Source organism: Lipingzhangella halophila (assembly GCF_014203805.1).
GTDB lineage: Bacteria > Actinomycetota > Actinomycetes > Streptosporangiales > Streptosporangiaceae > Lipingzhangella > Lipingzhangella halophila.
This window is the reverse complement of sequence record NZ_JACHJT010000001.1, coordinates 2,306,217-2,332,281: the sequence shown is the minus strand read 5'-3', so window position 1 is coordinate 2,332,281 and position 26,065 is coordinate 2,306,217. Positions and strand designations below refer to the sequence as shown.

Here is a 26,065-nt window from a genome sequence, read left to right as displayed (position 1 = left end):
TCCCGGGGCCGCCGCGCCACAGCTACACCCTCATCTGGCAAAGAGCTGCTCTAGCCGCGACTACACCCCAGTCCCTGGGAGTAGGTCATCTGTCGAGGGGTCCGCGATCACGGCCGATGGCGGAAGTTGATGCGCATCAGCCGGCTGTCGGCCCAGTCTTCGAGCCGTGTCGGCCGGATGGTGCCGGGGTCGTGGGGCTGATTGAGATCCGCGACGATCTCCGCCAGCACGGCCTGACGTTCAGCTGGGGCGGTGACTGGCGTGGCCCGTGCACGCAGATCTGCACGGATCCCGTTCTTGAGGTGGAAGGTGAAGTTGGGATTGGCGAGAAGGTTCGCATGCCAGTCGGTCGCGGCACCGCCGGCGCCGCTACACAGGTAGGTGGTGCCCGCAGCTCGGTAGAAGAAGATCTCGATGCGGCGTGGCCGGCCGGTGCGGCGCCCCAGTGTCGTGATGTCGATGATCCGTTCTCTGGTGCCCGCGGCTGGGGTGATCTCGATGGCTCGCCGGATGTGATCGGGCAGGTGCGACAAAGACGCGTCCCGTACGGAGTCGTTCGGCTCGGTCGTGTCTGGAGTGCTCATGCGGTCTCGGTCTGAAGGGCGGGGCCGAGGAGGAGTCCACCGTCGATGACGTACTCCGACCCCGTGACGAACGACGCGTCTGATGACGTGAGGAACAGGAGAAGCCGGGTGACGTCGGTCGGCTCCCCGAGCCGGGGGATGGCGAACGGCTCGGGTGAGTAGAAGTCGGCGATTGCCGCGGTGGCGCCGGCTGCTGGTTCGTGGATGAAGGAGGTCGCGATCACGCCGGGGTGGATGGTGTTCACGCGGATGTGGTCGCGGCCGAGCTCGAGTGCTGCCGTTTGGGTGAGGCCTCGCACGGCCCACTTGCTGGCGACGTACGGCGCGTAGTGCGCCGTGCCGCCCAGGCCCATTGTCGAGGCGATGTTCACGATGGCTCCCCCTGTTGCGCGGCGCAGAGCGGGGGCTGCGACCTTGATGCCGAGGAAGGTCCCTGTGAGGTTGATGTCGAGGATGCGCGACCACGTGGCCTGGTCCGTATTTTCGATTGTTGCAGGCGGGTTCTGCACGCCCGCGTTGTTGACGAGCACGTTCAGGGCGCCGAAGGCGCTCTCGGTGGCTCGCACAGCGGCGGACCACGAGCTCTCGTCGGTGACGTCGAGGTGGGTGAAGCGAGCGCGGGTCCCGAGCTCGTAGGCGAGAGCGGCGCCGCGTTCGGCGTCGATGTCGCCGATCACCACGTTCGCTCCCTCCGCGTGAAAGGCGCGTACGTGGCTCGATCCCTGGCCGCCGGTCCCACCGGTCACGAGCACGGTCTGGTTGTCGAAGCGGGGCATCAGATGTTCCTTCGGTACGTGGGTGACTGACCGGGATCACCAGTGATGAACGGCGGCCAGTGGTGAGCCGTGCGACTCACCATCTTCTTGATACTAGGTCGGCGACAGTGGCGAGTCAAGCCACTCACCTCGTATGCTCGGTCCATGAGCAGAGTCGTGACGACGTACCACCAGCGCGTCGCCCAGGAGAAGCGCGCGATGATCGTGACGGCCGCGACCGCACTGTTCCTCGAGTTGGGCTACGATCGGACGTCGCTGGCGCGGATCGCGGAGCGCTCGGGTGTCTCGCGGGCCACCTTGTTCAAGCAGTTTCCGAGCAAGGCTGACCTGTTCGACGCCATCGTCACCGAGTCCTGGTCAACCGCTGACGAGGAGGATCCTCCGCCAGCAGGCAACGTCGTTGACGGGCTCAGCGCGATCGGTCGCCGCTACGCCGAGCTGTTGAGCCAGCCCCAGATGACCGACCTGTTCCGGATCGTCATCGCCGAGCTGCCGCGGTTCCCCGAGCTGGCCCATGCGCAGTTCTCGCGCGGGAAGATGCCCTACTTCGAGTCCGTACGCGGCTACCTCCTAGCCGAGCACGAGGCGGGAACGGTGCGGGTCGAAGACGTGGACCTCGCCGCCACCCAGTTCCTGGGCATGATCTCCAACTACGTCTTCTGGCCGACACTCCTCGTGCCGGGCTGGGAGGTGAGCGCCGAACGCGTCGCTCAGGTGGTCGACGAGGCCGTCCGCACCATCACCGCCCGGTACGCCGCGACTGGACCAGGGGCGTACACAAACAGATGATTGCCGCCGACCGCGACTGAGTCCCGCCGCCAAAGGGGCGGCTGCCCAAGCAATCGAGGCCGTCGGCCCGAGGGCGTTCGCGGGGCAACCCGCTGGGCGGACACCGAAGGAGGGACCGCCGATGTGTTGACCGCCACCTCGACCAGCCTGGCACCAGCACGGCCCGACAAGAGTCTCAGCGGCCGGCCCAAAAATCCGCGACTCGCTCTCGGCTAGAAAGTCCCCATCTACATCATGAGGGGCGACCCAAGAGCCACGGGCCCAGGCCCGCGGCTACACCCTCAATTGCGAAGAGCCGGTAATGGCGAATTCGGTAATGGCATCGACGAGTGAGGCCTGGCCTGTTCGACCGGCGGTCGAGCCGCGCGTGCCGCCCCACTTTCCCGTCGTGTGGTGGGCAAGCGGCTGGGCAAAACCGGGCAAGAACGGGGACCATGGGGGGCGGATTGGGTCCTTTTGTATCCACCCCAGTCCAGGTCTCCATGCAGGCTGTAGCGTCTTTCCAGGTCGTTCGGGGTGAAGCTGACGATCTGGGGGTCAAGGGGTCGTGGGTTCAAATCCCGCCGTCCCGACACGAAAACGCAGGGCAGAGGCCTGATCACGGAGATCGTGATCAGGCCTCTGCTTGTTTGACCGTCATTTGACCGTGGGATTGGACGGCACCTGGCGGTCAAAAATGTTCAAACGAGTTACGCGGCGGCACTCAGCCGTCATCGGGGTCCACCCCCAGGACCCGCAGCAAGTCGGCTGTGGCGACCCGGTAGCTCTCCCCGATCCGGATCACCTTGCACGGGAACTCCCCGGCCCGCGCCAACTGATACGCCTTGGTCCGTCCGATCCCGAGCATCCGCGCGGCGGTCATCAGGCCCACCGTCGGCGGGAGACGGCGCGCCTGTTCCAGTGTTATGGGCATTGCGACTCCTCACAGGTGTTCGTTGGGGCTACTCGGTTCCACGCGGCGACTCATCCCGGTGCAAGGTCCGTGCTCGTCCTCGTAGCGGCATGGAATCGGCGACCGGCAAGGAAGCGGGCCCTTACGGCCGGTCTCTGAGATCACGGGGTTCCGTCCTCGCCTCCCCCCGCCCTCATGACGACAGCTCCAGGGCGAGTACGCGCCGGGTTCGGGACCGGTATCGGCCTCGCTCAAGGAAACACGGTGGGTGCCGCGGCACGCCTGCGGCAGGCACCCTTCCGGTTCAGAGTTGGTGGCGGCACCAAGGTCGACCCGGCTAAGAACTCGTCTCATTTGGTGAGTTGTCGGTAGCAGATCAGGGTGCGGGCGATGCTGGTGAAGGCTAAGAAGTGTGTGGCTGTGCGTTCGTAGCGGCGGTGCGGGCGCCGGTAGCCGGCCAACCACGCCATGGTGCGCTCGATGGTCCAACGGTGCCGGCCCAGTCGTTGAGAGGTCTCAATACCTTTGCGGGCGATGCGGTGGGTGATTCTGCGTTTGCGCAGCCATCGGCGCAGGTGGTCGTAGTCATAGCCCTTGTCGCCGTGCGGCTTGGCCGATCGGCGTCGGCGTGGTCCGCGACGCGAGCGCACTGGAGGGATCGCCCGCACCAGAGGCTGCGGGGCCTGACTGTCGTGGGTGTTGGCGTCCGAGATCGCCATAGAGAGGGGCAGACCACCTCGGTCGGTGACCAGATGGACTTTGGCGCCGTTCTTACCGCGATCGACAGGATTGGGACCGGTCAGGTCCCCCATTACCGAAGACGCGGGCATCACAACCTGTCGTTGCAGTACTAGTGGCGGCGTGGACGTAGCGTTCGGTGAGTGCGGTGTTCAGGGCGCGCCACTCCTGGGTGAGCGCGGTGAGGACTTCCCGGCCCTCGGCGGTGAGTGCATAGAACTTGCGGGGCCGGCTCTCGTTGGTGTTCCACTCACTGACCAGCGTTCCCTGCTTCTCCAGGCGCCGCAGCAGCGGATAGAGCATGTTGCCCTCGACGTCGATGCCCGCCTCGGCCAGGTGCTCCAGCAGGGCGTAGCCGTAGCGCGGCTCCCCAGGCTGGCCAGCGCGGCGAGCACCACCGTGCCCCGGCGCAGCTCCTGGCCGCGGGTGGCCGGCTTCTCCTCCGTCCTCATGGCTGAGATATTCGTGTGTCACACAGTATTGTCAATTGCACATCACTGTCCGCCGTGCTCGCGAGAGCCACCGGGCTCCGGATAGGGTCGGGTTGTGCGAGCGGCGGTGAACACCAGTTACGGGCCGCCGGAGGTCGTCACCGTCACCGAGGTGCCGGTCCCCGAACCTGGCGAGGGCGAGCTACTCGTCCGAGTGGACGTGACCACCGTGAACCGCACCGACTGCGCCTACCGCGCCGCCCGGCCGTTCTTCATGAGGTCCATGACCGGCCTGCGCCGGCCCCGGCGGACGATCCTCGGCACCGAGCTCGCCGGAGAGGTGGTCGGCACCGGGGCGCAGGTGGACCAGTTCGCCGTCGGGGACCGGGTGTTCGCCTATGTCGAGGGCCGGTTCGGGGCCCATGCGGAGTATGCCGTGGTGCACCAGGGCGCCTCGGTCGCCACCGTGCCCGCGACAGTGAGCCAGACCGCGGCCGCCGCCGCGACCGAGGGGTTCCACTACGCCCGCTCCGCGATCCGTCGGGCAGGGGTCCGGCCCGGCGACCAGGTCCTGGTCAACGGGGCGACGGGAGGCATCGGGTCGGCCGCGGTGCAGCAGCTCGCGGCCCTGGGGGTCAGCGTGACCGCGGTGTGCGCCGGCGAGCCCGCGGACCTGGTCCGCGGGCTGGGGGCAGAGCACGTTGTGGACTACACGACCGAGGACTTCACCCGCCTTCCGGACCGGTTCCACGTGGTCCTCGACGCCATCGGCAAGTCCACCTTCGGCCGGTGCCGCCGGATCCTGCGACCGGACGGTGTCTACGTCTCCTCCGAGCTGGGGCCGGGCTGGCAGAACCTGCCGCTGTCCGCGCTCGGGACGCTGCGGCGCGGCCGCCAGCGGGTGGTCTTCCCCTTCCCCGAGGAGGGCCAGTCGGTGGTGGAGGAGATCCGCGACCACCTCGCGGCCGGGACGTTCCGGCCGGTCATCGACCGGACCTATCCGCTGGCGGAGATCGCCGAGGCCCACCGCTACGTCGAGACCGGCCAGAAGATCGGCAACGTGGTGATCACCGTGGGGACCGCCACCCCGGACGCCGGCTAGAGGGTCGATGTCGATGATGGTGACATGGGCGCCCAGACGGGTGAGCAGGGTGGCGTGGTAGCCGGTGCCGGCGCCGATCTCTAGGACGCGCATCCCGGGGGTGGGCTGGAGTTGTTCCAGCATCATGGCCACGATGTGCGGGGCGGAGGCCGAGCTGAGGCATTCGCCTTGGGGCCGGTCTTGGTGGGCACGTTCTTGTCCTCATATGCCTCCTGCAGTTCCACGTCAGGCAGGAAGAGGTGGCGGTGCACGGTGCGCATCGCGTGCTCGATGGCGGGGGTGGTGATCCACCCCTCGCGGGTGAGGGCGTCGATGACCGGTGTCCCGCAGGATCACATAGGCCGTGCGAAGCATCGCGTTGACGGCCTCGGAAGGAAGTGAAGTTGCTTCAGTCCAGTTGACGCCTGTGTGCTTGGGTTTTACGCGGCTTCAGCCAGGTAGGTCGTCCCGTTTCTGGGTGTCTGAAAGTGACGACGTTCCTACTCGGCAGGGCTGAGCTGGCCGTTGGCGGCGTGACGCCGGTGCGGGTTATAGAAGCCCTCGATATAGGAGAACACGTCCCGCTGGGCATCGGTACGGGGCGCAAACTGGGTGCGGTCGAGTAGCGTGGCGCGGCCGGTCTGCTCCACCTGCGCCACGGCGCGGGTGAGCCGGGGCAGGTAGCGGTCGAGCTCGGCGGTGAACTCGGTCATGTGGGACAGCAGCGCGTTCTTGTGCTGCAGGAACACGTGCGGGGAGGTGTCGGTGGTCTGCATGATCTCGCCGAGGGTCACGTGGAAGCGCGCCGAGCGCCGGCCCATGTCCTCCAGCACCGCGTCCAAGCGGGACAGCCGGCGGTAGAGCTGCTCGGCGTCGCCGGCGCGGTTGGCCTCGGCCAGCGCGTTGAGGTCCTCGAGGATGTCGGAGAACACCAGCCGGGAGAGGTTGGCGTCCTGCACCCGGGCGGCCAGCACGCCCTCGACCGAGGTGTAGGCCCCGTAGCCGAGCTCGCTGAGCTGGTAGACCGACTGGCGGTTGCGGTAGCGCACCAGGCTGCCGGCGCGCGAGGGGTCGTCGAAGCGCAGCAGCACCCCGTCGTCGTGCAGGGCGTCCAGCCGGTCGCGCAGGCCGGTGCCGAACGCCGAGCAGGTCGCCGAGGCGCCGGCGAGCTCCGCCAGCGCCCCGGCGACCTGCTCGGCGCCGACCTGGACCTGGTGCACCTCCCGCAGCCGGTCCACGGCCCGCAGCAGCCACAGGTAGGCGACGTGGTCGTCTCACCGGGTGAAGTTGAACAGCCGGAAGCGGTCGCTGACCGCCAACGGGTCCAGCTCCAGCGCCCTACGTTCCGCCACGACGCTCCCCGTCTATCGCTTCCGCCTGCCCGCGCGCCGCCGCGACCGCGCGCCGCAGTCGACGGTAGCGGCTCCCCGCGGCGCTGTGGAGCGGGAGGCGGAGCGCGGCCGCCACGGCCATGATGGGGCGGCCTGGGGGCGTCGCCGACCCCTGACCGCGGAACGCCCGCCCCCTAGGATTGGGCCTACCTGATGTGCCCCTCTTCCCCCCCCAGGGAGACACGCGCCGTGGAACCGCTGCGGGACACCGATCCGGACCGGATCGGCGACTACCGGCTGCTGGGGCGCCTGGGCGCGGGCGGGATGGGGCAGGTGTACCTCGGGCGCTCCCCGGGCAGCCGCGTGGTCGCGGTGAAGACGCTGCATCAGCAGCACGCCGGGGACACCGAGTTCCGGGCCCGGTTCGAGCGGGAGGTCACCGCGGCCCGCCGTGTCAGCGGCGCGTTCACCGCGCCCGTGCTCGACGCCGACGCGCACGCGGACGTGCCCTGGCTGGTCACCGCCTACATCCCGGGCCCGACCCTGCACGCGGCGGTGCGCGCGCAGGGGCCGCTGCCGGTGGGCAGCGCCCGGATGCTCGGGGCGGGGCTCGCCGAAGCGCTGGCGGACATCCACCGCCAGGGCCTCACCCACCGCGACCTCAAGCCCGCCAACGTGCTGCTCGCCGAGGACGGTCCGCGCGTGCTGGACTTCGGCATCGCCCGCAGCGACGAGGCCAGCAGGCTCACCATCACCAACCAGGCGGTCGGCACCATCGGCTACATGTCCCCCGAGCAGCTCGAAGGCGAGGCGGTCGGCCCGGCGAGCGACGTGTTCTCGCTGGGCGCGGTGCTCGCCTTCGCCGCGCTGGGGCGCAGCGTCTTCCCCCTCGGCGGCTCGCTGGCGGCGGTGGTGCGCCAGGTGTGCGAGGGGACGCCGGACCTGACGGACGTGCCGGCCGAGCTGCGGCCGACCGTCTCCGCCTGCCTGGCGAAGGACCCGGCCGAGCGCCCGGCTCCCGCCGAGCTGTTCCAGCTGGCCCGCGACCTGGACACGGGGTGGCTTCCCGAGCGGTTGGGCCTGATGGTGGACGAGCAGACCGCCCGGGTGCACCGGACCGTCTCCGCCCGGCACCCCACGGCCCCGCTCACCGAGGCGGCGGCGCAGGACTCCCTGACGCCCGAGTCCACGGCCGGCGCGGACCTGGAGCGGGACCGGGAGGTCGACGTGCCCTCGGACGCCTCCCCCGCCGCCGACGGCGCGCCCGACGCGCCGAGCACCGGGAAGGACGACGACGAGCTGGGGTTCTGGGGCCTCGTGTTCGGCGTGCAGGTCTGGGCGGTTCCTCCGGTCCTGCAGATCCCGGCGGGCTGGCTGGCCTCGGAGCTGTGGTCGTGGTTCACCCGGACCGTGCCGGTCGTGGCCGAATGGGACTACCCGGGACTGTTCACCGCGGACGGATTCGTCCACGCCCTGCTGCTCGGCTACTTCCTGGTCAACGTATGCTTCGGCGGCCTGCTCACCATCCTCATGCTGTTCAACCCCGAGCGGGACCGCGACCACTGGGGTACGATGACCGGTTTCGCAATCACCGTCGTCGGCACCTTCCTCGTGCTGCGGATCTTCGGCTTCCCCTGAGGACCGTCGTCGTGCACGGCGGTCCTTCCGCCGCGCAGGGCCGCGCACCGCCGCGACGGCGCTACCGCCGGTGCCTCACGGACTCGGCCTGATACGCCTCCAGGCGCTCGACGAGCTCGGCCGGGCGCCCCAGCGCGGGCAGGTGGCCGCCGTCCATCTCGTCCGGCGTGATGCCGAGCCGCGCGGCGACGACCCGGCGCTGGAACTCGGCGGGGAACAGCCGATCGCCGCGGCACAGCAGGAAGCGGGTCGGCACCTCGGGCCATGCCGCCAGCGGCCACGGCGTCGCGAACGGCGTGGCGGACTGGTCGCGCGGCGGGCGCGACATCGCCGCCGCGACCACGTCCGGCGGCAGGTCGTTCATGAACCGCACGACCGGGTCGAATTCCGCGTCCGGATCACGGCCCGCCTGCTCGTCGGCCGCGCGCTGCGCCTGAGGCTGGCCGGTGTTCGCCCACCAGTCGCCGGGCGACTCCCCCGGCGCCGGGACCATCGCGGCGACCAGCACCACCAGGTCGACCGGCAGCCGGGCGCACACCAGTGCCGCGGTGAAGGCGCCCATCGACTGGGCGACGAGGATCAGTCCGGTGCGGTCGCCGACGGCCGACACGACCGCCTCGGCGTACTCGGCCAGTCCCGCCGAGTCGTCGTCGGCGGGCAGGTCCGGCGCCACCACGTCGTGGCCGCGGGCGCGCAGCGCGGGAACCACCCGGTGCCAGTACCAGGACTCGCCGCCGGCTCCGGGGATCAGCACATAGGTCGCCATGGTCACGACCGTCCGATCCGCTCGAACTCCTCGGCAGTCGCGCCGCCGGGGAACCGCGACTGGAAGTCCAGCACACCGACCCAGGTCGGGCGCACCGCGATGCGGGCCATCCGCGTGTCGGGGTGGTCGTGCTGGGCGCGCACCGCGGCGACCTGCTCCTCGCCGCCGTAGCGGCGATGCGCCGCCAAGTAGTCGTCGACCAGCCCGGGGACGTCGGTCACCTCCGCCCGGCCGCGGATCAGCAGCACCTCCGGCGGAGCGGGCGCGTCGATCGTGACGGCGACGTCCGGCCTGCGGCGCAGCGTCCCGATCTTGCGTGCTCCGGCGAAGGTGCCGAACACCAGCTCGCTGCCGGTCCAGTGGAACATCATCGGGAACACGCGCGGCGTGCCGTCGCCGGCCACGTAGGCGAGCCGGGCCAGCTCGGTGGAATGCAGCAGGCGCAGCGCGACCTCGGTGTGCAGCAGTTCGACGTCGCCTTGCGGCAGTGTCTGGGCGCTCATGGCGGCCTCCTTCGTGGTTGATGATCCTAAATTAGCACCAATAAGTCCTAAAATTGAAGTAGTGGGTTATCATCAAGGGCATGACAGGCAAGCGAAGCTATGGCGACCCCTGCGGGATCGCCCGCGCCTTGGACCTGGTGGGCGAACGCTGGGCGCTGCTGATCGTGCGGGAACTGCTGCTCGGCCCCAAGCGGTTCACCGATCTGCGCCGCGGGCTGCCCACCGCGAGCCAGAACGTGCTCTCCCAGCGGCTGGACCGACTCCAGCAGGACGGGCTCGTGCGGCGCTGCCGCCTTGGACCCCCGGCCGGCACCTCGGCCTACGAGCTGACCGAGCGGGGTGCCGCGCTCGAACCGGTGCTGCTGGCCTTGGCACACTGGGGCGCCGGCACCCCGCTGACCACTTCCGCTCCCCTGAGCCCCGACGCCTTAGCCGTCGCGTTGAAGACGACCTTCGATCCGCGCGCCGCCGAGGGGCTGCACATCCGCATAGAGCTGCGGACCGGCGGCGACGTGTTCGCCACCGAGGTCTCCGCGGGGACCTTCGCCGTCGCCCGCGGACCGGCCGCGGCCCCCGACGCGGTCATCGCCACCGACGCGGCAACCCTGCGCGCGCTGGTGTTCGCCGGCCGCGGCTTGGACGACGCACTGCACACCGGAGACGCGACGGTCACGGGCGACCGCGAGGCGGCGCAGGCGTTTCTTCGCCTGTTCCCCCGCCCGACCCCGACCGCGGCGGGGTGAGCGCACCGGCTCGCGGCCCGGTTTCGCAATCGCCGTCGTCGGCACGTTCCTCGTGCTGCGCATCGTCGGCTTCCCCTGAGCAGCGCCGATACGAGCGGCCCCGTGCCCGTCGCGGGGCCGCGGCCGCCGGAGCGTACACCGGCCGCTACGACGACCCGCTCTCGGAAGGCGGCGCGGCCGCAGCCGGTGGGTGGTCGGCGGAGTCGTGCCGTGCCGTACGGCGGCGGCGCAGCCACCACAGCACGAGAGCGACGCCGTTGACGCCCACGAGCCCGGCGAGCGTCGGGTAGAGCAGGGCCAGATTCGCGTCCTCCGCGAACACACCGGTGACCAGGTCGTAGCCGAAGAACAGGTTCACCAGTACCAGTCCGGTCCGCCAGCGGCGCCGCCAGAACAGCCAGACGATGACGCCGAGGCTGACGACGGTCAACACCAGGAAGCCGAGCGCGCCCATGGGGGTGCTCATGGTCGCGGCCTGCCAGGCGAGGAACTCCTCCACCTGCGGGTCGGGCCGCTCCGGCGCCGGGAACCAGAACATGCTGGTCGCCAGGGCGAGCAGCGACAGAGCGAGCCCCCACGGGCTGCGGCGGTAGGCGAAATAGCAGAACACCCCGAACAAGGGGAAGCGGATGTACCAGCTCCAGATGTTGTGGTGCCGCTCCCAGGCCCAGCCGCCGAAGTCGACGAGCAGGTCGACGAGACTCATGGGGGCTCCCTTTCCGCGCCGGCGGCCAGGCCGTCGGCGACGAGGTCGATGATCCTGTCCAGGGCCTGCGGAAAGTGCTCGGCGCCCAACTCGTCCGCGTGCAGCGGCAGGGCGGTGACCGCCCGGAGCACCGTGGCCAGGACCTGCGGCTCGCCAGCGACCAGCCGGCCGTCGCTCTGGGCCCGCTCGACGAAATCCTCCAGCGGGACCACGCTGAGCTCGCGCTTGTGCGCGGTTGCCGCGGACGACTTCTCCAGATGGCGGGCCAGCGCCTGCAGCTCCTCCGGGTGCCGGACCAGGCGGCGCAGCAGCGGGTTGCCCTCCTGTTCGGCGATCACACCGCGCAGGAAGGCGCCGATGGCCCGCCGCGCGTCGCCCGGATCGTCCAGCGAGGCCAGCAGCCGCCGCTTGATGTCCTCGGCGTCGGCGAACAGCAGCTCCAGGTACAGCTCCTCCTTCGCGGCGAAGAACGCGTAGAAGCTCGCCGGGGCGATCCCGGCAGGACCGACCAGGTCGGCGATCGTCGTCTTGGCCAGGCCGCGGACCGGCAGCAGCTCCCGCCCGGCGCCCAGCAGCAAGCTCCTGATCCGCTCGCGGTCCTCGTCGTTGAAGTGGGCGGGCACGAGATCTCCTTGATATGAATGAATGAAAAATATATTTATTCATTCACACTATGCCGAGTTCCCCCCGGCCGCAACCGGCGGGGGCATCGGGCTCGACCGAAGCGCGCGGAGTCCCGAATCGCGTGCCAGGATGCCGCCGTGCGACCGCTGAGCGAACTCGTCGATGTCGACGACCCCGCGTGGCCCGAACTCCTAGAGCGGTTCGCCGCGAGCCCGGGGCCGGTGCAGCACATACCCGCCGATGAGGAGCGCGGCCGCGCCTGCCTGATGGGCTTGCAGGTCACCGCGCAGTCCACGCTCGGCGCGTTCGCACTGCACAGCGGCGGGCTGCTGCTGGACGGCGGATGGCTGAGCGTCTACGGCGGGGCCGCCACGGAGCGCCCGGGGACGCTGCCCGGGCTGCCGACCGTCAACGGCTGGACGCAGGACGGCTCCGCCTGGCGCCCGGACCACGGGATCGTCGTGGCCCACGACGTGCTGGGGGGTGTGTTCGCTGCGCACGGACGACGTCGACCCGGCCCACCGCACGCTGCGCATACGGGCGGAGACGACGAAGAACCGGCTGGAGCGCGTCGTTCTGTACTCGGCCTCGACCGGGGTGCTGCTGGCGCAGTATCTCGCCCACCGGTCCCAGGTGAGCCGGGCTCGCGGGCCGCTGTTCCTGTCAGAGTCGCGACGCAATCACGCCCAGCCGCTGAGCCTGTGGACCTGGTCGAAGGTGGTCCGCCGGATCGCTCTGGCCTCCGGCATCGAGCGGTTCTCCACGCACACCATCCGGCACTTGTGCCTGACGGACCTGGCGAGGATGGGCTGGGAGGTGCACGCCATCGCGGCCTTTGCCGGGCACCGGCACACCGACTCCACTCTGCAGTACATTCATCTGTCCGGTCGGGAGTTGGCCGATAAGCTCAACCGCGGTATGGAGCATATCCACGCCTGGCGCGTTAAGGCCTTGACCAGCAGCGACAGCGCGGAGGCGGCCCGGTGACCGCTTCCCTTGCAGTTAGCCGCCCAGACTGTTCCGCCTCCTGGCGGTGGCCGATCGACCCGAGCCGCTACGACGCGACGCCCGTGCTCCGCTCAGGCAGGAACTCGTCGCCGAGCTTGATCTCGTGGACGTCGGCGCCGATGACCGGGTCCCACCGGCGGCGCAGCACGAGCTCGCCCATCGGTGTCGAGCACCAGTCCAGTTCCTCGAATCGAAGGCCCACGCCGCGCGGAAGCGGCTTCGGACCGGTTTCGGCGCCGACGCCGCACCGGCGCTGCGCGGCCGCCGGCGGGCCGGAACCGGCCACGGTGGGTGCCGTGCCGCATCACGCGGTCCGGCGCCGGTCTCATTCCGCCGGCGCCGCCTTGGGCCGGCCCAGCTGCACGCCGCCGGCCGCGAGGTCGGCCACGGCGCCGACTGTGGCGAACTCGACCCCGTAGGCCGTGATGCGGTCCAGCCACTCCTCCAATCGCAGCAGCCGGTGGCCGCGGCCGATCACCTGGGGGTGGCAGGTCACCGTGAGCACGCCCTGCTCGGTCTCGCGCAGCATGTAGCGCAGATCCAGCTCCCAGTCGACGAACATCCGCTCGGCGTCGCCCAGCCCGGGCAGGGTGCGTGCGGGAGAACTGAGGAACTCCAGGTGCGGCAGATCGTCGAGGGTCCAGCTGACCGGCACCTCCACCAGCGGGGTCTCCTCGCCCCACCTGGCGCTCTCGGCGTCCACCCGGTCGCCGGTGCGGCACCGGTAGGGGGCGTAGTCGTGGCCCATCAAACTGCTGTCGTAGCGCAGTCCGCGCTCGTTGAGCAGCGCCACCGTGTTCTCCGACAGGTCCCAGGCCGGTGCGCGGAACCCCAGGGGCTCGACGCCCGCCGCTTCCCGCAGAGCCTCGACCGAGCGGTCCAGAACCGTCCGCTCGGCGTCCTCGTCTAGGGCGGCGACGTTCTCGTGGGCGTAGCCATGCAGGGCGATCTCGTGGCCGCGGTCGCGGATCCTGCGGCACAGATCGGGGTAGGTGCGGGCGGTGTGGCCGGGCACGAACCAGGTCGCGGGCAGGCCGCGCCGCGACAGCAGGTCCAGCAGCCGGGGTACGGCCACCGCGCCGAACTCCCCGCGCGAGCGCGGTGTCGCCGACAGCTGTCCGCGGTCGACCCACACCGACAGCGCGTCGAAGTCGAAGGTGAGGCAGACGTATCCGTTCGGCATTGCGGCGGCTCCCTTCAGGCCAGCGGGAGCGCGGCGTTGCCGGCTCCCACTCCCCCGTCGACGGCGATGGTCGTGCCAGTGATCCACTCGGCGTCCTCGGAGCACAGATAGGCCACGGCCGAGGCGACGTCATCGGGTACGCCGGGCCGCGGCCAGGGCCGCCCGGCCTCTACGGCCCTCACGTACTCGGCACTGAGCGGGTTGACGTGGCTGCCGACCTCGACGAATCCCGGGGAGACGGCGTTGGCGCGGATGCGGTGCTCGGCGAACTCCAGTGCCAGCGCCCTGGTGAGCATCGTCAGCCCGGCCTTGGAGGTGCAGTAGTGCGCCGCTCCCCACCGCGCCCGGTCTCCGGCGCCGGAGGTGATGTTGACGATGTCACCCGGCCGGTCCCGATCGACCAGCGCGCGGGCGAACTCGGTGGACAGCGCGAAGGGGCCGTCGAGGTTGGTCGCGAGCACGCCCCGCCACTGAGCGTCGGTCATCTCCAGCAGCGGCCGGCTAGGATACACACCCGCCGCGTTGACCAGTACATTCAGCCCGTCGGCGTGCTCCCAAGCCGTGCGCACGCAGGAGCGGGCCGACTCGGGGTCGGCGACGTCGGCCGCGACGGTACTGACGCGCTCGGGAGCCGCGAGCTCCTCGGCCGTCTGGGCGCATCGCGCCTCGTCGCGGTCGCTGAGCACGACGCTCGCGCCCTCGGCGAGGAACCGGCGGGCGATCGCCTTTCCGATGCCGCCCGACGCCCCGGTGACCAGCACTGTGCGACTCACGCTTCCTCCTGGGTCTCGTGGCGGTTCATGCCCCGGCGCAGGGCCAGGTACTGCGGTATGGACAAGGGCGGCGGCGACGCGCGCAGCACCCGGTGGGTCTCGCGGGCGCCGTCGCCGAGCAGGTCCACGACGGCGCCGGCGAGGTAGAGCGCGGGCTCCACGGCGGCGGCGCCGCCTCCTTCAGGCGCGCGGCGGTGCCGCTCATGGGCGTGCGCCCCGGCAGTCGGACGCGCCGCCGAACGTTCCGTGCTCAGCTCGGATGATCACGACAGCCAGTGTGAGGGCGGCGGGCGGCGCGGGTCCTCATGCCGGACTCCGAACTTCCGGAGCGGTCCTTGTCCGCAGGTCCAAACCGGCGCGGCGCAGGCACACGGCGGCGACCAGCCGATCGTCCGGGTCGCCCAGGTCGATCCCGCAGATCGGCCGCATCCGGCGCAGCCGGTAGCGCAGCGTGTTGGAGTGGACGTGCAGCGCGCGCGAGGCGGCGATGACGTCGCCGAAGGCGTCGAGGTAGGCCGCCAGGCTCGCGGCGTAGGAGGTGTGGTGCCGGCTGTCGTAGTCGAGCAGCCGGGGCACCGGCCCTTCGGCGAAGCGCGGGTCGGCGGCCGCCGCGTCGGCCAGCACCAATGCGCCGGCGGCGGCGCGCACGTCGTCCAGCACCGCCACGCAGGTGTGTGCGGCGCGCCGGTCGCGCAGCACCCGCAGCACCAGGTCGGCTTCGGCGAGGGAGTCGGACGCCCTGCCCGTTTCGGGCACGACGCGGCCCAGCGCGCCCAGCACCGCGCAGCCGGCCGCAGCCGCGGCGCGGTCGAGGACCTCGCGGGCGGCCCGGGCGAGCTCGGCGCCACCGCGTCCCTCCACCCGGCACAGCAGCACGTCCACGCGCCCGCGCGAGGGCACCGGCACCGCCGCGCAGTCCAGAGCGGGCAGATGCACGCACAGCAGATCGGCAAAGGCTCGCGCGTCATGGGGGCGTTCGCCGGCGAAGACGCAGCTGAGGACGGCGCAGGGGCCATCCGCACCGATGTCGAGCCACTCCAGGGCCTCGTCCTCGGTGGTCGTTCCGGCCAGCAGGCGGCGGGCGACGGCCTCAGCGGCGCGGCGGCGGGTCTGGGTGCGCACGCCCAGCCGGGACAGGTACTGGCCGGCCGAAGCCGCGGCGCGGCGCAGCACCAGCGCCGCGTCGTCGGGCAGCGGATTGTCGCGCTCGGCCACCCAGATCGAGCCGAGGATCTCGTCGCCCGAGCGGACCGCCACCGCCATGCGGCGGTTGACACCTTCTTCGGGCACGGCGGGGATGTCGACGGCGTCGTCGCCGCGCCACAGCCGGCGGTAGACGCCCTGCTCGCGCAGCCGCGCCCGGAACCAGGTCGGGCCGCGCTGGTCCAGGGCCGCCTGGCGGCGCATCGCGTCGTCGGACTCGACGAGCCGGGAGGAGGCCAGCACCTCCTGCTGCGGGTTGAAGATCATGACCGAGCCGCCGACCGACTCGCACAGGGCGTTGGCGAAGACCGCGAGTTCGCGGGCGGGCGGGCCCGACGACTCGGCGTCCAGGTCGGCCCCGGTGGTGGTGAGCAGGCCACGCAGCTGTCCGGAGAACTGCGCCCAGCCGATGCCCGGCTCAAGGGCCAGCAGCGCGACGCCGGCGCGCCGGGCCGGCGCGCTCAGGCGCTCGCGCAGCTCGGCCGTTCCGCGTACGACCACCGCAGCGACGCCGCGCCGTGCGGCCTCCTCCAGCACCGTCTCGGCACCACCGGTGTCGACGCCTACAGCGAGCAGCAGATCTCCGGGCCCGGCGGCGAACTCGTCGGCGGCGTCGTGGATCACGACGTCGTGGCAGCACACGTCCGCATCAGGCGCCTCGGCCCACACCGACAGCACGCTGACGCCGATGGCGTCGACGACGGTGCTCAGCGACGGCCCCTGCATGCGCCCCACCCCCTTGTCGGAGACGACAAGTCCCGTCCCGTTCTTCATACCAGCGGATCATTACAGCGCGGTGATCACTCGCCGAAACTGGCGGCCGGATATCAGCGAAGGAGGCAAGGCCCATGGAGGAGGGGTTCACCGCAGCACTGCGTTCGCTGGTCGAGGCGGAGTCACCGTCATCCGACCTGCTCGCGGTCGAGACGTGCGGGGACCGCCTGGCCGCCGTCGGCGAGTCGATCGTCGGCGCGGCACCGGAGCGCATCCCGCTGCCGGGCGGTCCCTCGGCGCTGGTGTGGCGCCGGGGAGAAGCGAACGCGCCGGGACGGGTGCTGCTGCTGGGCCACCGGGACACCGTGTGGCCCCTGGGCACGACCCAGAAGCGCCCGTTGTCCCTTGAGGACGGCCGGATCCGCGGACCCGGCGTCTTCGACATGAAGGCGGGCCTGCTCGTGGGGCTGTACGCCCTGGCACGGCTGGATCCGCACGTTCCGGTAACGCTCCTGGTCACCGGCGACGAGGAGATCGGGTCGGAGTCCAGCCGCGAACTGATCGAGGCCGAGGCGCGGAGCTGCCAGGCTGTACTCGTGCTCGAAGGGGCGGCCGAGGGCGGCGCACTGAAGCGCGCCCGCAAGGGGTGGTCGATCTACACGCTGCGCTGCCGGGGCCGCTCGGCCCACGCCGGGCTGGAGCCGCACAAGGGCGCCAACGCCCTGGTGCGCATGGCCGAGCTCGTCGCCGAGGCGCAGCGGCTCAACGCCCCCGACCGCGGGCTGACCGTCACCCCGACACTGGCGCGGGCGGGACAGACCGTGAACACGGTGCCCGACCACGCCGAACTCCACCTGGATGTGCGCGCCGCCTGCTCCACCGACCAGTGGAGCGTCGATGACCGCATCCGCGCCCTGGCGGATGCTCCCTCCGAAATCGAGGTGGCGGTCGAGGGCGGGCGCAACAGACCGCCGATGGAGGAGGGCGCGGCGACGGCGCTGCTGGAGCGGGCCGCCCGCCACGCCCGCGAACTGGGCGAGCGGCCGTTGGAGTCGGCGGCCGTGGGCGGCATCTCCGACGCCAACCTCTGCGCCGCGATGGGGATACCCACGCTGGACGGCCTGGGCGCTGTGGGCGGCGGGCCGCACGCCGAACACGAGTGGGTGGACGTCGACGCCACCCTGCACCGGATTCCGCTGGTCTCGGCTCTGGTGGACGGCCTCGCCAAACACCCGCTTCCGGGACCCTGAAGGGATGTGAGAGCAAAATGCCCGACACCGGACCCCCCGTTCGCGACGCCGGATTCGAGGAGGACCCGCGCTACCGCACGGCCAAGCGGGAACTCGCCATCGCACTGGCCTACTGGGTCGCGTTCACCGTGGCCGTCACCGCGACAGCCTGGCTTCTGGGCGGCGGCAAGACCGCCGACGAGCTGACCTTCGTGCTGGGCTTCCCTGCCTGGTTCTTCTGGTCCGTGCCGGTGACCTGCCTGGTCTTCTCCGGCATCGCCTACGTGCTCGTCCGCCGCTTCTTCACCGACGTCCCCCTTTCCGCCGACGGCGACGCCGGCGGGCCCGAAGAAAGGTAGTCGCCAATGCGCTGGGGCATCCTCATCCCGATCCTGCTGTATGCCGCCGTGCTCCTGGTGATCGCCTGGTGGAGCTTCCAACGGCGCCGGGCCGTCTCCGAGGGCCACAAGACCGAGCACTACTACATGGGCGGGCGCTCGCTGGGCTGGATGCTGCTGATGTTCACGCTGCTGGCCAGCGGGGCCAGCGCGGGGACCTTCATCGGCGGTCCGGGCCTCGTCTACGGCGAGGGCTACGGCTGGATCCTGGTCTCGATCTTCCAGGTGCCCACGGCTTTCATCGCGCTGGCGGTACTCGGCAAGAAATGGGCCATCGTCGGGCGCAAGCTGGGGGCGCTGTCGATCGTGGACATGCTGCGCCACCGCTACGAGAACCCGATCGTGGTCGTCATCAGCTCGCTGGGCATCGTGGTGTTCCTGACCGCCTACATGGTGCCGCAGTTCGTCGGCGGCACCCGGCTGCTGGAGGCGGCCACCGGCGCCGATTACAGGGTGGTGCTGATCTGCCTGGCGGTGATCGTCGCGATCTACACGACCTTCGGCGGCTTCCTCGCCGACGCGACGAGCGACGTGCTCCAGGGCATCATCATGCTCGTGGGCGCCGTGGTGGTGTGGGTGGCGCTGCTCAGCGCTGCCGGCGGCATGGGCGCCGTCAACGAGCAGGTCATGAGTACTGCACCGGAGTTGTTCACGCTGCCCGGGCCCGCCGGGTTCACCCCGCAGATGATCGCCTCCTACTCGCTGCAGCTGGGCCTGATGTTCGGCGTCCTGCCCCATCTGGCGGTGCGGGCGATGAGCTACCGCGACTCCCGCTCGGTGCACACCGCGATGAAGGTCGGCCCGTTGGTGATGACCATCATCACCCTGGGCTTTCTGACCATGGGCATGATGGCGCGCTACTACCGCCCCGACATGGAGGTCGGCGACCTGGCGCTGCCGACGACGATCGTCGAGGTGCTGCCCGCGGGCGTCGCCGGTGTGCTCTTCGCGGCTCCGCTGGCCGCGGTGATGTCCACGGTCGACGCGATGATCCTGGTCGTCGCCGGCACCATCATCCGCGACCTCTACATCGCCTACGTCAATCCGCGCATCAGCGACGGGCGCACCTCGGCGATCACCTCGGCGACCACGCTGGGGCTGACGGCGCTGGTCCTCGTGCTGGCCCTGAACCCGCCCGACTACCTGGAGCTGCTGGTCATCTACGCCATCGGCGGCCTGGAGACGGCGTTCTTCTTCCCCCTGGTGCTGGGGCTGTACTGGAAGCGCGCCAACGCGCTGGGCGCCGGACTGGGGATGGCCGGCGGGATGGTCTGGTACACGGTCGTCAACAACTGGGCGCCCGAGCTGGCCCTGGGCATGTTCCCGATCGCGACGTCCTCGGCCGTCGCCCTGGCACTGTTCCTGCTGGGCAGCTACATGGGGCCGCCGCCGCGACGCGAGGTGCTGGTGAAGTTCTGGGGCACCCAGGCCGAGATCGACAAGCTGGGCGACGCCGTGCGCCCCGTTCGCTGAGCACTCCCGTTTCCCGCACCTGGTCGAGGTGCGTCAGGACGCCCCCTCACCCGGTGTTCGGAGGCGCGGCGTTCCCTCGCGCGCCCCCGAACACCGGATCGCGGCTCCCTCCCGCCCCTGCCGGGCGGGAGCCGCCGTACGCCGCCCTCCGACTTCCCCGCCGCGGCGCGCGGGCACCTGTTCGGCGGCGGCGCTGGGGATGTGGTGCTGCGGATCTAGGCAGTGTTTTTTGAACGGGTGAGGTCGCGCAGCCAGATCCGGCGGTTCGAAGCCCAAGCGGTTCACCATGTCGGTGCCGACGTTGAGCCCGAGCGCGGCGAGGGCGACCTCGGGGGTCGCCGAGCGCATGCGCTCGGCCAGGGCGTTGATGGCGATGGTCTTGCCCTGGCCGACGTCGGTGATGTTGCCGCCATCGGTGACCAGTGTCGCGGCGATGCGCTGCTGGTTCGCTCGTTCTTGGGGGGCGAGCGGGGGCAGGGGGTGGCGTCGCTGGGGTCTGGGTTCGGGCAGGGTGACGCGATCGCCTGGAGCCCGGGTTTGCAGCGGTTCGGTGCCGATGGCGTGGTCGGCCACCTGGTCGAAGCGCTGCATGATCGCCTCGTGCCGCTCTGGCAGGCGGTGTTCCACTCCTGCAACAGCTGCTGCTCCTCGAACGGCACCCCTGGAGTGATCTGGTGCACCGGCGGGGTGAGGTCGCCCGGGTTGGTGACAGCCAGCCGCCTGGCCTCCTCGGCCAATGTCGGGCCCACGGCGGCGACCATGTCGGCGTCGGCGAACAACAAGGCACCCGCACGAAACGGGGCGCCCAAGTTGGGGCGCGAGGATTCACTCGGCGTGAGTCAGGAAGAGCGAGCGCAGTAGCGTCTCAAGCTCGAAGCGACGCACCAGCCGAGGGGCGATGGGATCCACCTGTGGCCGGCGCGTCGAGAAACATCGTCCCAGCCCTCCGCCCGCCGTGAATAAGGGTTCGACCGGCCGACGCGCCGGTCCGGCCGCGTGGCCTCGGCAGATGAGGGGCAGAAGAAGTCGCACAAGTAGCGCGAGCCATAGATGCCGCGCCCGCCCGGCGTCACCCCTCCCCCGCTTCTCGAGCGTTGTGCTTGGAGCGGTCGAACGCGAATACTTGCCACCATGGCGGTGGTGGCGGGCTCGTCTCGACCCGCCGGTACGCCGGAGGTTCCTTTCCGTACGGAGCATCCGCTTGGCGTGGTGGTCAACTGGCCCTCGGTGTGGCCTGACCGATGATTTTTGCGCGCCGTGCTGGTCTGTACGCCGAATACCGACTCACGGGAGGCTGACACCATGCGGAAACTGACCTTCGGCATGAACCTGAGCCTGGACGGCTACATCGCCGCGCCCGGCGACGACCTCGGCTGGAGCGTGCCGAGCGACGAGCTGTTCCAGTGGTGGTCCGACCGGGTGGACGCGACGGGCCTGGCGCTGTACGGGCGCAAACTGTGGGAGACGATGAGCTCCCACTGGCCGACCGCCGACAAGCAGCCGGGCGCCACACCGGCGACGATCGAGTTCGCCGGCCGCTGGCGGGACATGCCGAAGGTGGTGTTCTCCTCGACGACCAGCACGGTCGACTGGAACACCCGTCTGGTCACCGGCGACGCGGTCACCGAGATCACCAGACTCAAGGCCGACGACGGCGGCCCCATGGACATCGGCGGTGCCACACTCGCCGCGGCGGCCATGCGGGCCGGGCTGATCGACGAGTACGCGGTCGTCACCCATCCGGTCCTGGTGGGCGGCGGCACGCCGTTCTTCACAGCCCTGGACAACTGGGTGAACCTGAGCCTGGTGGAGACCCGGACGTTTCCCGACGGCGTGGTGCTGACCAGGTACGAGACCAGGCGCTGAGTGCCCGACGGCGGATCAGCGCGGGCTTCGGGCCACCCGATGATCTCGTGGCGCTGTGTTCCGAGGCCATCGTGACGTTGCTGCCGGAGCCTGTTCTTCACCGCAGACGATCCGTCCGGACAGGGATCCCCTAACGGAGGACCGGACCGGTGGCTACTGGCTCTCCCGGCTGGTGAGCTACGCCTGTCGCGGCCGCCGGATCGGATGCACCATTCCCCAGCGCAGCGATCAGAGGGCCTGGCGCAGCCGGCGCGGTTCCTACGGAGGCCGCCCGCCGGCCTTCGACCGGCAGGCCTACAAGCGCCGCAACCAGGTTGAACGCTGTATCGGCCGGTTGAAGCACTACCGGGCGAGCGCGACACGGTCCGACAAGCTCGTCCGCCACTACCGGGCGGGAGCCGCGCTGATCAGCGCCTTGCTCTGGCTGGACCACGACCCGTCAAACACAGCCTAGGGCCTGTTTTTTGAACGGGTGAGGTCGCGTAGCCAGATCCGGATCGCGGCGAGCTGGACCGTGCCGTCATAGACCGCGGCCCGCTTGTCGTATCTGGTCGCCACGGCCCGGTTTTGCTTGAGCAGGTTGATCGCGCCCGCTCCACGGTGTTGCGGCCGCGGTAGGCCCGCCGGTCGAAGGCCGGTGGCCTGCCGCCCGCCGAGCCTTTGCGCCTGCGGTGGGCCTGCTGGTCGGCGGGTTGGGCGATGGGCGCCGTGATCTTGCGTCGGCGCAGGTGGGCCCGGTTGGCGCGCGAGGAGTAGGCCTTGTCGCCCAGCACCCGGTCCGGGCGCGTGCGCGGGCGACCGACGGTGCGGGGCAGCCGCAGGTCGCCCATCAGCGGCGCGAACATCAAAGCATCGCCCCGCTGGCCGGGGCTGGTGCGGATCGCCAGGGGGCGGCGGTGCTGGTCGGACAGCAGGTGGATCTTGGTGGTCAGTCCGCCCCGGGAGCGCCCCAGTGCCTCCGATCCGTCCGATTCCTCCCGCACGTGGTCCCCTTTTTCGCCGCTCCGGCGGCGAACTGTCGGTCGCTCGATTCGGCGGATACGGCAGAACCCCGCAAACGCCGCCGAACACGCAGTGGCAGCCCCCTTTCAGCGGCATGAGGCCGGACATTGTGTACGTGTGCGCAGCTCGCCGGGCACCTTGCAATCACCCGGCGCGGCGCGCGACCGCGCGCGCCAGGACGAGGATCGCCAGGCCCCATACGGCCCACGTGACCAGTGCGTATCCCCAGTAGGCGCCGTCGGGAAGATCCGCGGTCGAGGTGATCAGGTTCGAGTAGGCGAACACGAGGACGGTGTTGAGCATCGCGTGTCCGGCCACGGCCGGCCACACCGATCCGGACAGGTACCGCACGGCCGACAGCACGACCGCGCTCAGCAGCAGGTTCACACTCGTGACCAGCACCTCGCGGCCGTCCATCTGCCCGTCGGTCCAGTAGGCGGCGGCCACGGGGAGGTGCCACAGGGACCAGTACGCGGCGATCGCCAGCGTGGATCGCCAGAACCCGAGCGGGGCGAGCGTGGACTGCAGGTAGCCGCGCCAGGCGGCCTCCTCGCCGAGCGTGGTCACCATCATCACCACGATCATCGGCACCACCATCAGCGCAGTGGTAGCGGCGCCCTCGGACGGAGCGAAGTCGACCAGCCCCAGTGACACGGCCGCCGCGATCGTGAGGGCCGGAACCAGGACCATCACGGCCAGCAGCAGGCCGATGACGGCGAACGTGCGCCCTGCGGGCCTGATCCCCAGGGCCGCCCAGCGCATGACGGGTACGGGGCGCCGGAAGCCCAGGTGCACGGCGACGACGACGAGCGTGGGCAGCCACATCACCAGCGGAGTGACGGCGTTCAGCACGTCCGAGGACATGGCGCCCATCCACACGGGCGCGCACAACGCGACGGTGATCGCCATCAGCACGAGGGCGAACACGGTCAGAAACCGTGGTGCCCACGGTTCCAGGCGGCCGGCGGGGCGGTAGGGAATCGAGGGGGCGGGAGGCCGCACTGACTCGGTGGATTCGGAACTCATGGCTCAACACATTGGCGGCGCCCGCACGCCCGCGTCCACACGATCAGACGGTGTCCAGGGAACATTCAGGGAACCCCCTGGGGGTCCCTTAGGGCCTGTTTAATCGGGAGCGAGGCAGGGCCCGCGCTGGCACACTCGAGGGCCGTGTCCGGTCGTTTCGAACTCACCGATGCCGAGTGGGCCCTGCTCGCCCCGCTCATGCCCGACAACCCGCCCAAAGGCGGCCAATGGGCCGAGCACCGCCGCATCATCAACGCGATCCTCTACCGCATCAGAACCGGCATCCCCTGGCGCGATCTGCCGGAGCGCTACGGCCCCTGGGAGACCGCGGCCGGGCGCCACCGCCGCTGGTCCAACGACGGCACCTGGTAGCGCATCGCCGATCGGCTGCGCATCGACGCCGATTCCGGCGAGGAGCTGGCCGCCGGGATCGACTCCACCAGCGTGCGCGCCCACCAGCACGCCGCCGGAGCGGCGAAAAAGGGGACCACGTGCGGGAGGAATCGGACGGATCGGAGGCACTGGGGCGCTCCCGGGGCGGACTGACCACCAAGATCCACCTGCTGTCCGACCAGCACCGCCGCCCCCTGGCGATCCGCACCAGCCCCGGCCAGCGGGGCGATGCTTTGATGTTCGCGCCGCTGATGGGCGACCTGCGGCTGCCCCGCACCGTCGGTCGCCCGCGCACGCGCCCGGACCGGGTGCTGGGCGACAAGGCCTACTCCTCGCGCGCCAACCGGGCCCACCTGCGCCGACGCAAGATCACGGCGCCCATCGCCCAACCCGCCGACCAGCAGGCCCACCGCAGGCGCAAAGGCTCGGCGGGCGGCAGGCCCCCGGCCTTCGACCGGCGGGCCTACCGCGGCCGCAACACCGTGGAGCGGGCGATCAACCTGCTCAAGCAGAACCGTGCGGTGGCGACCAGATACGACAAGCGGGCCGCGGTCTATGACGGCACGGTCCAGCTCGCCGCGATCCGGATCTGGCTACGCGACCTCACCCGTTCAAAAAACAGGCCCTAACGCTACCCCGCTGTGACACTGCCGCTTCCCAGGAACCTCGGACCAAGATGGCCGGTCCCGTCCGGGCCCGGTGCGAGTCGCTCTCCTCCTCCCCACTGGCCGACCGGAGCACGGCGCGGATCATGGTCGGTCTCGTGGAGGACAGCCCTTTCAAGGGGTAACCGCAGAGGCACGTGCTCGAACTACCTCGCCTCGCTGGAACCGGGAGAGGTGTTCTTCGGCTACGTGCGCGTACCGGGCCCGCCCGTCCGCCTGATAGCTCGGCTGCGCGTACCCGACTGAGTCGACACATAGCTGCGCACGAGATCAGCGGCCCGCGGCAGGACGGGTAGAGCGGGAACCCACAAGTGCGTTGGCTGAGTTCCAGGTTCCTAGTGGACCTGGCCGTTTCCGGTGGGCGGTCATTGATTTGTCCCGGCTTCTTCGACTTTCCTGGCCTGCTGGAGCCACGTGGTGAACAATCCGGCGTCCAGATCGTCCAGGGTGCGGAGCTTCACGCTCGCCATTCCGCGGGTTCCCGGGGACAGGCAGCCGGATGGGTCGGTGATTTCCTGGCCCCGCCAGAAGCCGAAAGTCACGTGGCCGGGGTAGGCCTTGATAAGACAGACCGGCCGCTTGCCGGGTGTGGGACCAAGGCTCCACACAGGGTGGCCGTACCAGATCGCACCGGCGCCGGGCAGGGCGGTCTCGATGAGTGGGAGGAGATTGTCGGCGATCTCGTGCTGGTACTCGGGGAGGGAGTCGATGTAAGCCTGAACGATGGCGAACTTGGCCATGACAGTGGTTCCTTTCCCTGCGGGGTATGGTTTCAGCGGAGGCGGGCGGCGACGACTGCGATCCAGAGCATCGCGGTGATGGCGCCGACGGCGAGGGTCAGCGAACCGGCCGGGCCGCCGATTATCGCCCAGGTGTCGCCGAGCAGGAGTGCGGTTCCTGCGATGCACGAGACCGCGGCGGCGCGGCGGTCGCCGGTGCGGGCGAAGTGGCGGCCGAGAACGTAGCAGGCGGCGATGAGCGAGATGAACGCGATGCTGCCGGCGGCGAGGTGCGCGTAGCTATGCCACGACATCGTCTGCGGCATCCCGGCCGGTGTCCCGGCGGGAAACCCGTCGGCTGGGTCCATCGGGAAAATTCCGGCGGCGATCATGCCGATGCCGTTGAGGAGCACGAGCCGCGGTGCCCATCTGCTGGTCATGGCATGGCGGAGGCCAGTGGCGCCGATGACGGTCAAGACTCCGGCGACGAGGAAGTTGGCGATCTGCAGCCAGCCGAGAGAGCCGTTGCTGAGCGCGCTGAGGGGGTGGCGGGTCAGGTCGAAGCCGTCGCGCATGGAGGCCTGCGCCAGGGAGACGGCGACCCACAGTGGTGCCGCGGCGACCAGGCAGGTCAGCCGCTGCGATGCGGTGAGTCGTTGGATTGTTGTGGCCATGTCGAGTGCCTTCCTCGTATTGGTTCTCGCCCCGACGTCGACGGGCCAATGTGACAGGGAATGGGGGCGTTCCCTGTCGAATAAGCTGGTCGACGTCGGGGTGACAGGCAAAAACGCCGCCACAGAGAAAAGGGCAA

25 protein-coding genes and 8 pseudogenes are annotated in these 26,065 nt (G+C 70.4%); 11 read left to right on the top strand and 22 right to left on the bottom strand.

Annotated elements, in window-relative coordinates; all coding sequences use genetic code 11:
* Positions 1-107: 107 nt before the first annotated feature.
* Positions 108-584 carry a nitroreductase/quinone reductase family protein gene (locus F4561_RS10515; RefSeq protein WP_184577348.1) on the bottom strand — a complete coding sequence of 159 codons (477 nt, stop codon included), beginning with the start codon at positions 582-584 and terminating at the stop codon, positions 108-110.
* Positions 581-1,360, bottom strand: a complete 780-nt coding sequence (locus F4561_RS10510) for a glucose 1-dehydrogenase (RefSeq protein WP_184577346.1) — start codon at positions 1,358-1,360, stop codon at positions 581-583. Before F4561_RS10510 ends, F4561_RS10515 begins: the two co-directional genes overlap by 4 nt.
* A gap of 144 nt (positions 1,361-1,504) precedes the next feature.
* Between F4561_RS10510 and F4561_RS10505 the strand changes: the two genes are divergently transcribed.
* Positions 1,505-2,149, top strand: coding sequence for a TetR/AcrR family transcriptional regulator (locus tag F4561_RS10505; RefSeq protein ID WP_184577343.1), 645 nt, complete (start codon positions 1,505-1,507; stop codon positions 2,147-2,149).
* A gap of 703 nt (positions 2,150-2,852) precedes the next feature.
* Here F4561_RS10505 and F4561_RS10500 read toward each other — a convergent pair.
* The 3 genes and pseudogenes from F4561_RS10500 to F4561_RS10490 form a co-directional block, all read right to left on the bottom strand.
* Complete coding sequence (locus F4561_RS10500) at positions 2,853-3,062, bottom strand: helix-turn-helix domain-containing protein (protein WP_184577340.1); 210 nt, start codon at positions 3,060-3,062, stop codon at positions 2,853-2,855.
* Between the two features lie 329 nt (positions 3,063-3,391).
* Positions 3,392-3,850 (bottom strand): annotated as a pseudogene (locus F4561_RS10495) (IS5 family transposase); the annotation flags it as partial.
* Positions 3,813-4,253: a PadR family transcriptional regulator gene (locus F4561_RS10490; RefSeq protein WP_312885211.1), complete on the bottom strand. Its 441-nt coding sequence runs from the start codon at positions 4,251-4,253 to the stop codon at positions 3,813-3,815. The pseudogene F4561_RS10495 and the gene F4561_RS10490, both read right to left, overlap by 38 nt.
* A gap of 72 nt (positions 4,254-4,325) precedes the next feature.
* On the opposite strand from F4561_RS10490, the gene F4561_RS33680 reads away from it, so the two are divergent.
* Positions 4,326-5,312, top strand: coding sequence for an NAD(P)-dependent alcohol dehydrogenase (locus tag F4561_RS33680; RefSeq protein ID WP_221445444.1), 987 nt, complete (start codon positions 4,326-4,328; stop codon positions 5,310-5,312).
* Positions 5,313-5,327: 15 nt separating this feature from the next.
* On the opposite strand, the pseudogene F4561_RS33240 reads toward F4561_RS33680, so the two are convergent.
* Positions 5,328-5,456 (bottom strand): annotated as a pseudogene (locus F4561_RS33240) (protein-L-isoaspartate O-methyltransferase family protein); the annotation flags it as partial.
* A 335-nt stretch (positions 5,457-5,791) separates the two neighbouring features.
* Positions 5,792-6,550, bottom strand: a pseudogene (locus F4561_RS10475) (DUF2397 family protein); the annotation flags it as partial.
* Positions 6,551-6,871: 321 nt separating this feature from the next.
* On the opposite strand from F4561_RS10475, the gene F4561_RS10470 reads away from it, so the two are divergent.
* A complete protein-coding gene (locus tag F4561_RS10470) occupies positions 6,872-8,260 on the top strand; it encodes a serine/threonine-protein kinase (RefSeq protein ID WP_184577337.1) in 1,389 nt (462 codons plus the stop codon).
* 61 nt (positions 8,261-8,321) lie between these two features.
* On the opposite strand, the gene F4561_RS10465 is transcribed toward F4561_RS10470, so the two are convergent.
* Both F4561_RS10465 and F4561_RS10460 read right to left on the bottom strand, forming a co-directional pair.
* Positions 8,322-9,026: an alpha/beta fold hydrolase gene (locus tag F4561_RS10465; RefSeq protein ID WP_184577334.1), complete on the bottom strand. Its 705-nt coding sequence runs from the start codon at positions 9,024-9,026 to the stop codon at positions 8,322-8,324.
* A 2-nt stretch (positions 9,027-9,028) separates the two neighbouring features.
* The gene (locus tag F4561_RS10460) at positions 9,029-9,529 is read right to left on the bottom strand and encodes a pyridoxamine 5'-phosphate oxidase family protein (protein ID WP_184577331.1); all 501 of its coding nucleotides are present in this window, start codon (positions 9,527-9,529) and stop codon (positions 9,029-9,031) included.
* A gap of 80 nt (positions 9,530-9,609) precedes the next feature.
* Between F4561_RS10460 and F4561_RS10455 the strand changes: the two genes are divergently transcribed.
* Positions 9,610-10,272 (top strand): winged helix-turn-helix transcriptional regulator, encoded by a 663-nt coding sequence (locus F4561_RS10455; RefSeq protein WP_184577328.1) that lies wholly within the window; start codon positions 9,610-9,612, stop codon positions 10,270-10,272.
* A 145-nt stretch (positions 10,273-10,417) separates the two neighbouring features.
* On the opposite strand, the gene F4561_RS10450 is transcribed toward F4561_RS10455, so the two are convergent.
* Both F4561_RS10450 and F4561_RS10445 read right to left on the bottom strand, forming a co-directional pair.
* Complete coding sequence (locus F4561_RS10450; protein ID WP_184577325.1) at positions 10,418-10,978, bottom strand: hypothetical protein; 561 nt, start codon at positions 10,976-10,978, stop codon at positions 10,418-10,420.
* Positions 10,975-11,601: a TetR/AcrR family transcriptional regulator gene (locus F4561_RS10445; RefSeq protein WP_184577322.1), complete on the bottom strand. Its 627-nt coding sequence runs from the start codon at positions 11,599-11,601 to the stop codon at positions 10,975-10,977. The genes F4561_RS10450 and F4561_RS10445 overlap by 4 nt, the downstream gene beginning before the upstream one ends.
* Positions 11,602-11,619: 18 nt before the next feature.
* Between F4561_RS10445 and F4561_RS33675 the strand changes: the two are divergent.
* A pseudogene (locus F4561_RS33675) lies at positions 11,620-12,060 on the top strand (DUF2625 family protein); the annotation flags it as partial.
* 25 nt (positions 12,061-12,085) lie between these two features.
* Positions 12,086-12,589 carry a tyrosine-type recombinase/integrase gene (locus F4561_RS10435; protein ID WP_221445443.1) on the top strand — a complete coding sequence of 168 codons (504 nt, stop codon included), beginning with the start codon at positions 12,086-12,088 and terminating at the stop codon, positions 12,587-12,589.
* Positions 12,590-12,686: 97 nt separating this feature from the next.
* On the opposite strand, the pseudogene F4561_RS10430 reads toward F4561_RS10435, so the two are convergent.
* The 5 genes and pseudogenes from F4561_RS10430 to F4561_RS10410 all read right to left on the bottom strand — a co-directional run.
* Positions 12,687-12,770 (bottom strand): annotated as a pseudogene (locus F4561_RS10430) (spermidine synthase); the annotation flags it as partial.
* Positions 12,771-12,935: 165 nt separating this feature from the next.
* Positions 12,936-13,793 (bottom strand): polysaccharide deacetylase family protein, encoded by an 858-nt coding sequence (locus F4561_RS10425; protein WP_184577319.1) that lies wholly within the window; start codon positions 13,791-13,793, stop codon positions 12,936-12,938.
* A 14-nt stretch (positions 13,794-13,807) separates the two neighbouring features.
* On the bottom strand, positions 13,808-14,566 hold the full coding sequence (locus F4561_RS10420) for an SDR family NAD(P)-dependent oxidoreductase (protein ID WP_184577316.1): 759 nt from the start codon (positions 14,564-14,566) through the stop codon (positions 13,808-13,810).
* Entirely contained in the window at positions 14,563-14,727 is a 165-nt protein-coding gene (locus tag F4561_RS10415; RefSeq protein ID WP_184577313.1) for a hypothetical protein, read from the bottom strand. Before F4561_RS10415 ends, F4561_RS10420 begins: the two co-directional genes overlap by 4 nt.
* Before the next feature lie 142 nt (positions 14,728-14,869).
* Positions 14,870-16,543, bottom strand: coding sequence for a PucR family transcriptional regulator (locus F4561_RS10410; protein WP_184577310.1), 1,674 nt, complete (start codon positions 16,541-16,543; stop codon positions 14,870-14,872).
* 74 nt (positions 16,544-16,617) lie between these two features.
* On the opposite strand from F4561_RS10410, the gene F4561_RS10405 reads away from it, so the two are divergent.
* Genes F4561_RS10405 through panF form a run of 3 tightly spaced genes read left to right on the top strand, consistent with a single transcriptional unit; the run spans position 16,618 to position 19,583 of the window.
* Entirely contained in the window at positions 16,618-17,733 is a 1,116-nt protein-coding gene (locus F4561_RS10405) for a M20 family metallopeptidase (RefSeq protein ID WP_184577306.1), read from the top strand.
* A 17-nt stretch (positions 17,734-17,750) separates the two neighbouring features.
* On the top strand, positions 17,751-18,071 hold the full coding sequence (locus tag F4561_RS10400) for a DUF997 family protein (protein ID WP_040270483.1): 321 nt from the start codon (positions 17,751-17,753) through the stop codon (positions 18,069-18,071).
* A gap of 6 nt (positions 18,072-18,077) precedes the next feature.
* Positions 18,078-19,583, top strand: coding sequence for a sodium/pantothenate symporter (gene panF / locus F4561_RS10395; RefSeq protein WP_184577303.1), 1,506 nt, complete (start codon positions 18,078-18,080; stop codon positions 19,581-19,583).
* Between the two features lie 33 nt (positions 19,584-19,616).
* Here the strand turns inward: panF and F4561_RS10390 are convergent, their stop codons facing one another.
* Entirely contained in the window at positions 19,617-20,174 is a 558-nt protein-coding gene (locus tag F4561_RS10390; RefSeq protein WP_184577300.1) for a hypothetical protein, read from the bottom strand.
* Between the two features lie 59 nt (positions 20,175-20,233).
* Positions 20,234-20,362: pseudogene (locus F4561_RS33930) on the bottom strand (hypothetical protein); the annotation flags it as partial.
* 523 nt (positions 20,363-20,885) lie between these two features.
* On the opposite strand from F4561_RS33930, the gene F4561_RS10385 reads away from it, so the two are divergent.
* Positions 20,886-21,449 (top strand): dihydrofolate reductase family protein, encoded by a 564-nt coding sequence (locus F4561_RS10385; protein ID WP_184577297.1) that lies wholly within the window; start codon positions 20,886-20,888, stop codon positions 21,447-21,449.
* Positions 21,450-22,036: 587 nt separating this feature from the next.
* Here the strand turns inward: F4561_RS10385 and F4561_RS10375 are convergent.
* Positions 22,037-22,432 (bottom strand): annotated as a pseudogene (locus tag F4561_RS10375) (transposase); the annotation flags it as partial.
* Between the two features lie 163 nt (positions 22,433-22,595).
* Entirely contained in the window at positions 22,596-23,477 is an 882-nt protein-coding gene (locus F4561_RS10370) for a CPBP family intramembrane glutamic endopeptidase (RefSeq protein ID WP_184577289.1), read from the bottom strand.
* Between the two features lie 198 nt (positions 23,478-23,675).
* On the opposite strand from F4561_RS10370, the pseudogene F4561_RS10365 reads away from it, so the two are divergent.
* A pseudogene (locus F4561_RS10365) lies at positions 23,676-24,499 on the top strand (IS5 family transposase).
* Positions 24,500-24,900: 401 nt separating this feature from the next.
* Here the strand turns inward: F4561_RS10365 and F4561_RS10360 are convergent.
* Both F4561_RS10360 and F4561_RS10355 read right to left on the bottom strand, forming a co-directional pair.
* Entirely contained in the window at positions 24,901-25,275 is a 375-nt protein-coding gene (locus F4561_RS10360; protein WP_184577285.1) for a DUF1801 domain-containing protein, read from the bottom strand.
* Between the two features lie 32 nt (positions 25,276-25,307).
* A complete protein-coding gene (locus F4561_RS10355) occupies positions 25,308-25,928 on the bottom strand; it encodes a DUF998 domain-containing protein (protein ID WP_184577283.1) in 621 nt (206 codons plus the stop codon).
* Between the last annotated feature and the right edge of the window lie 137 nt (positions 25,929-26,065).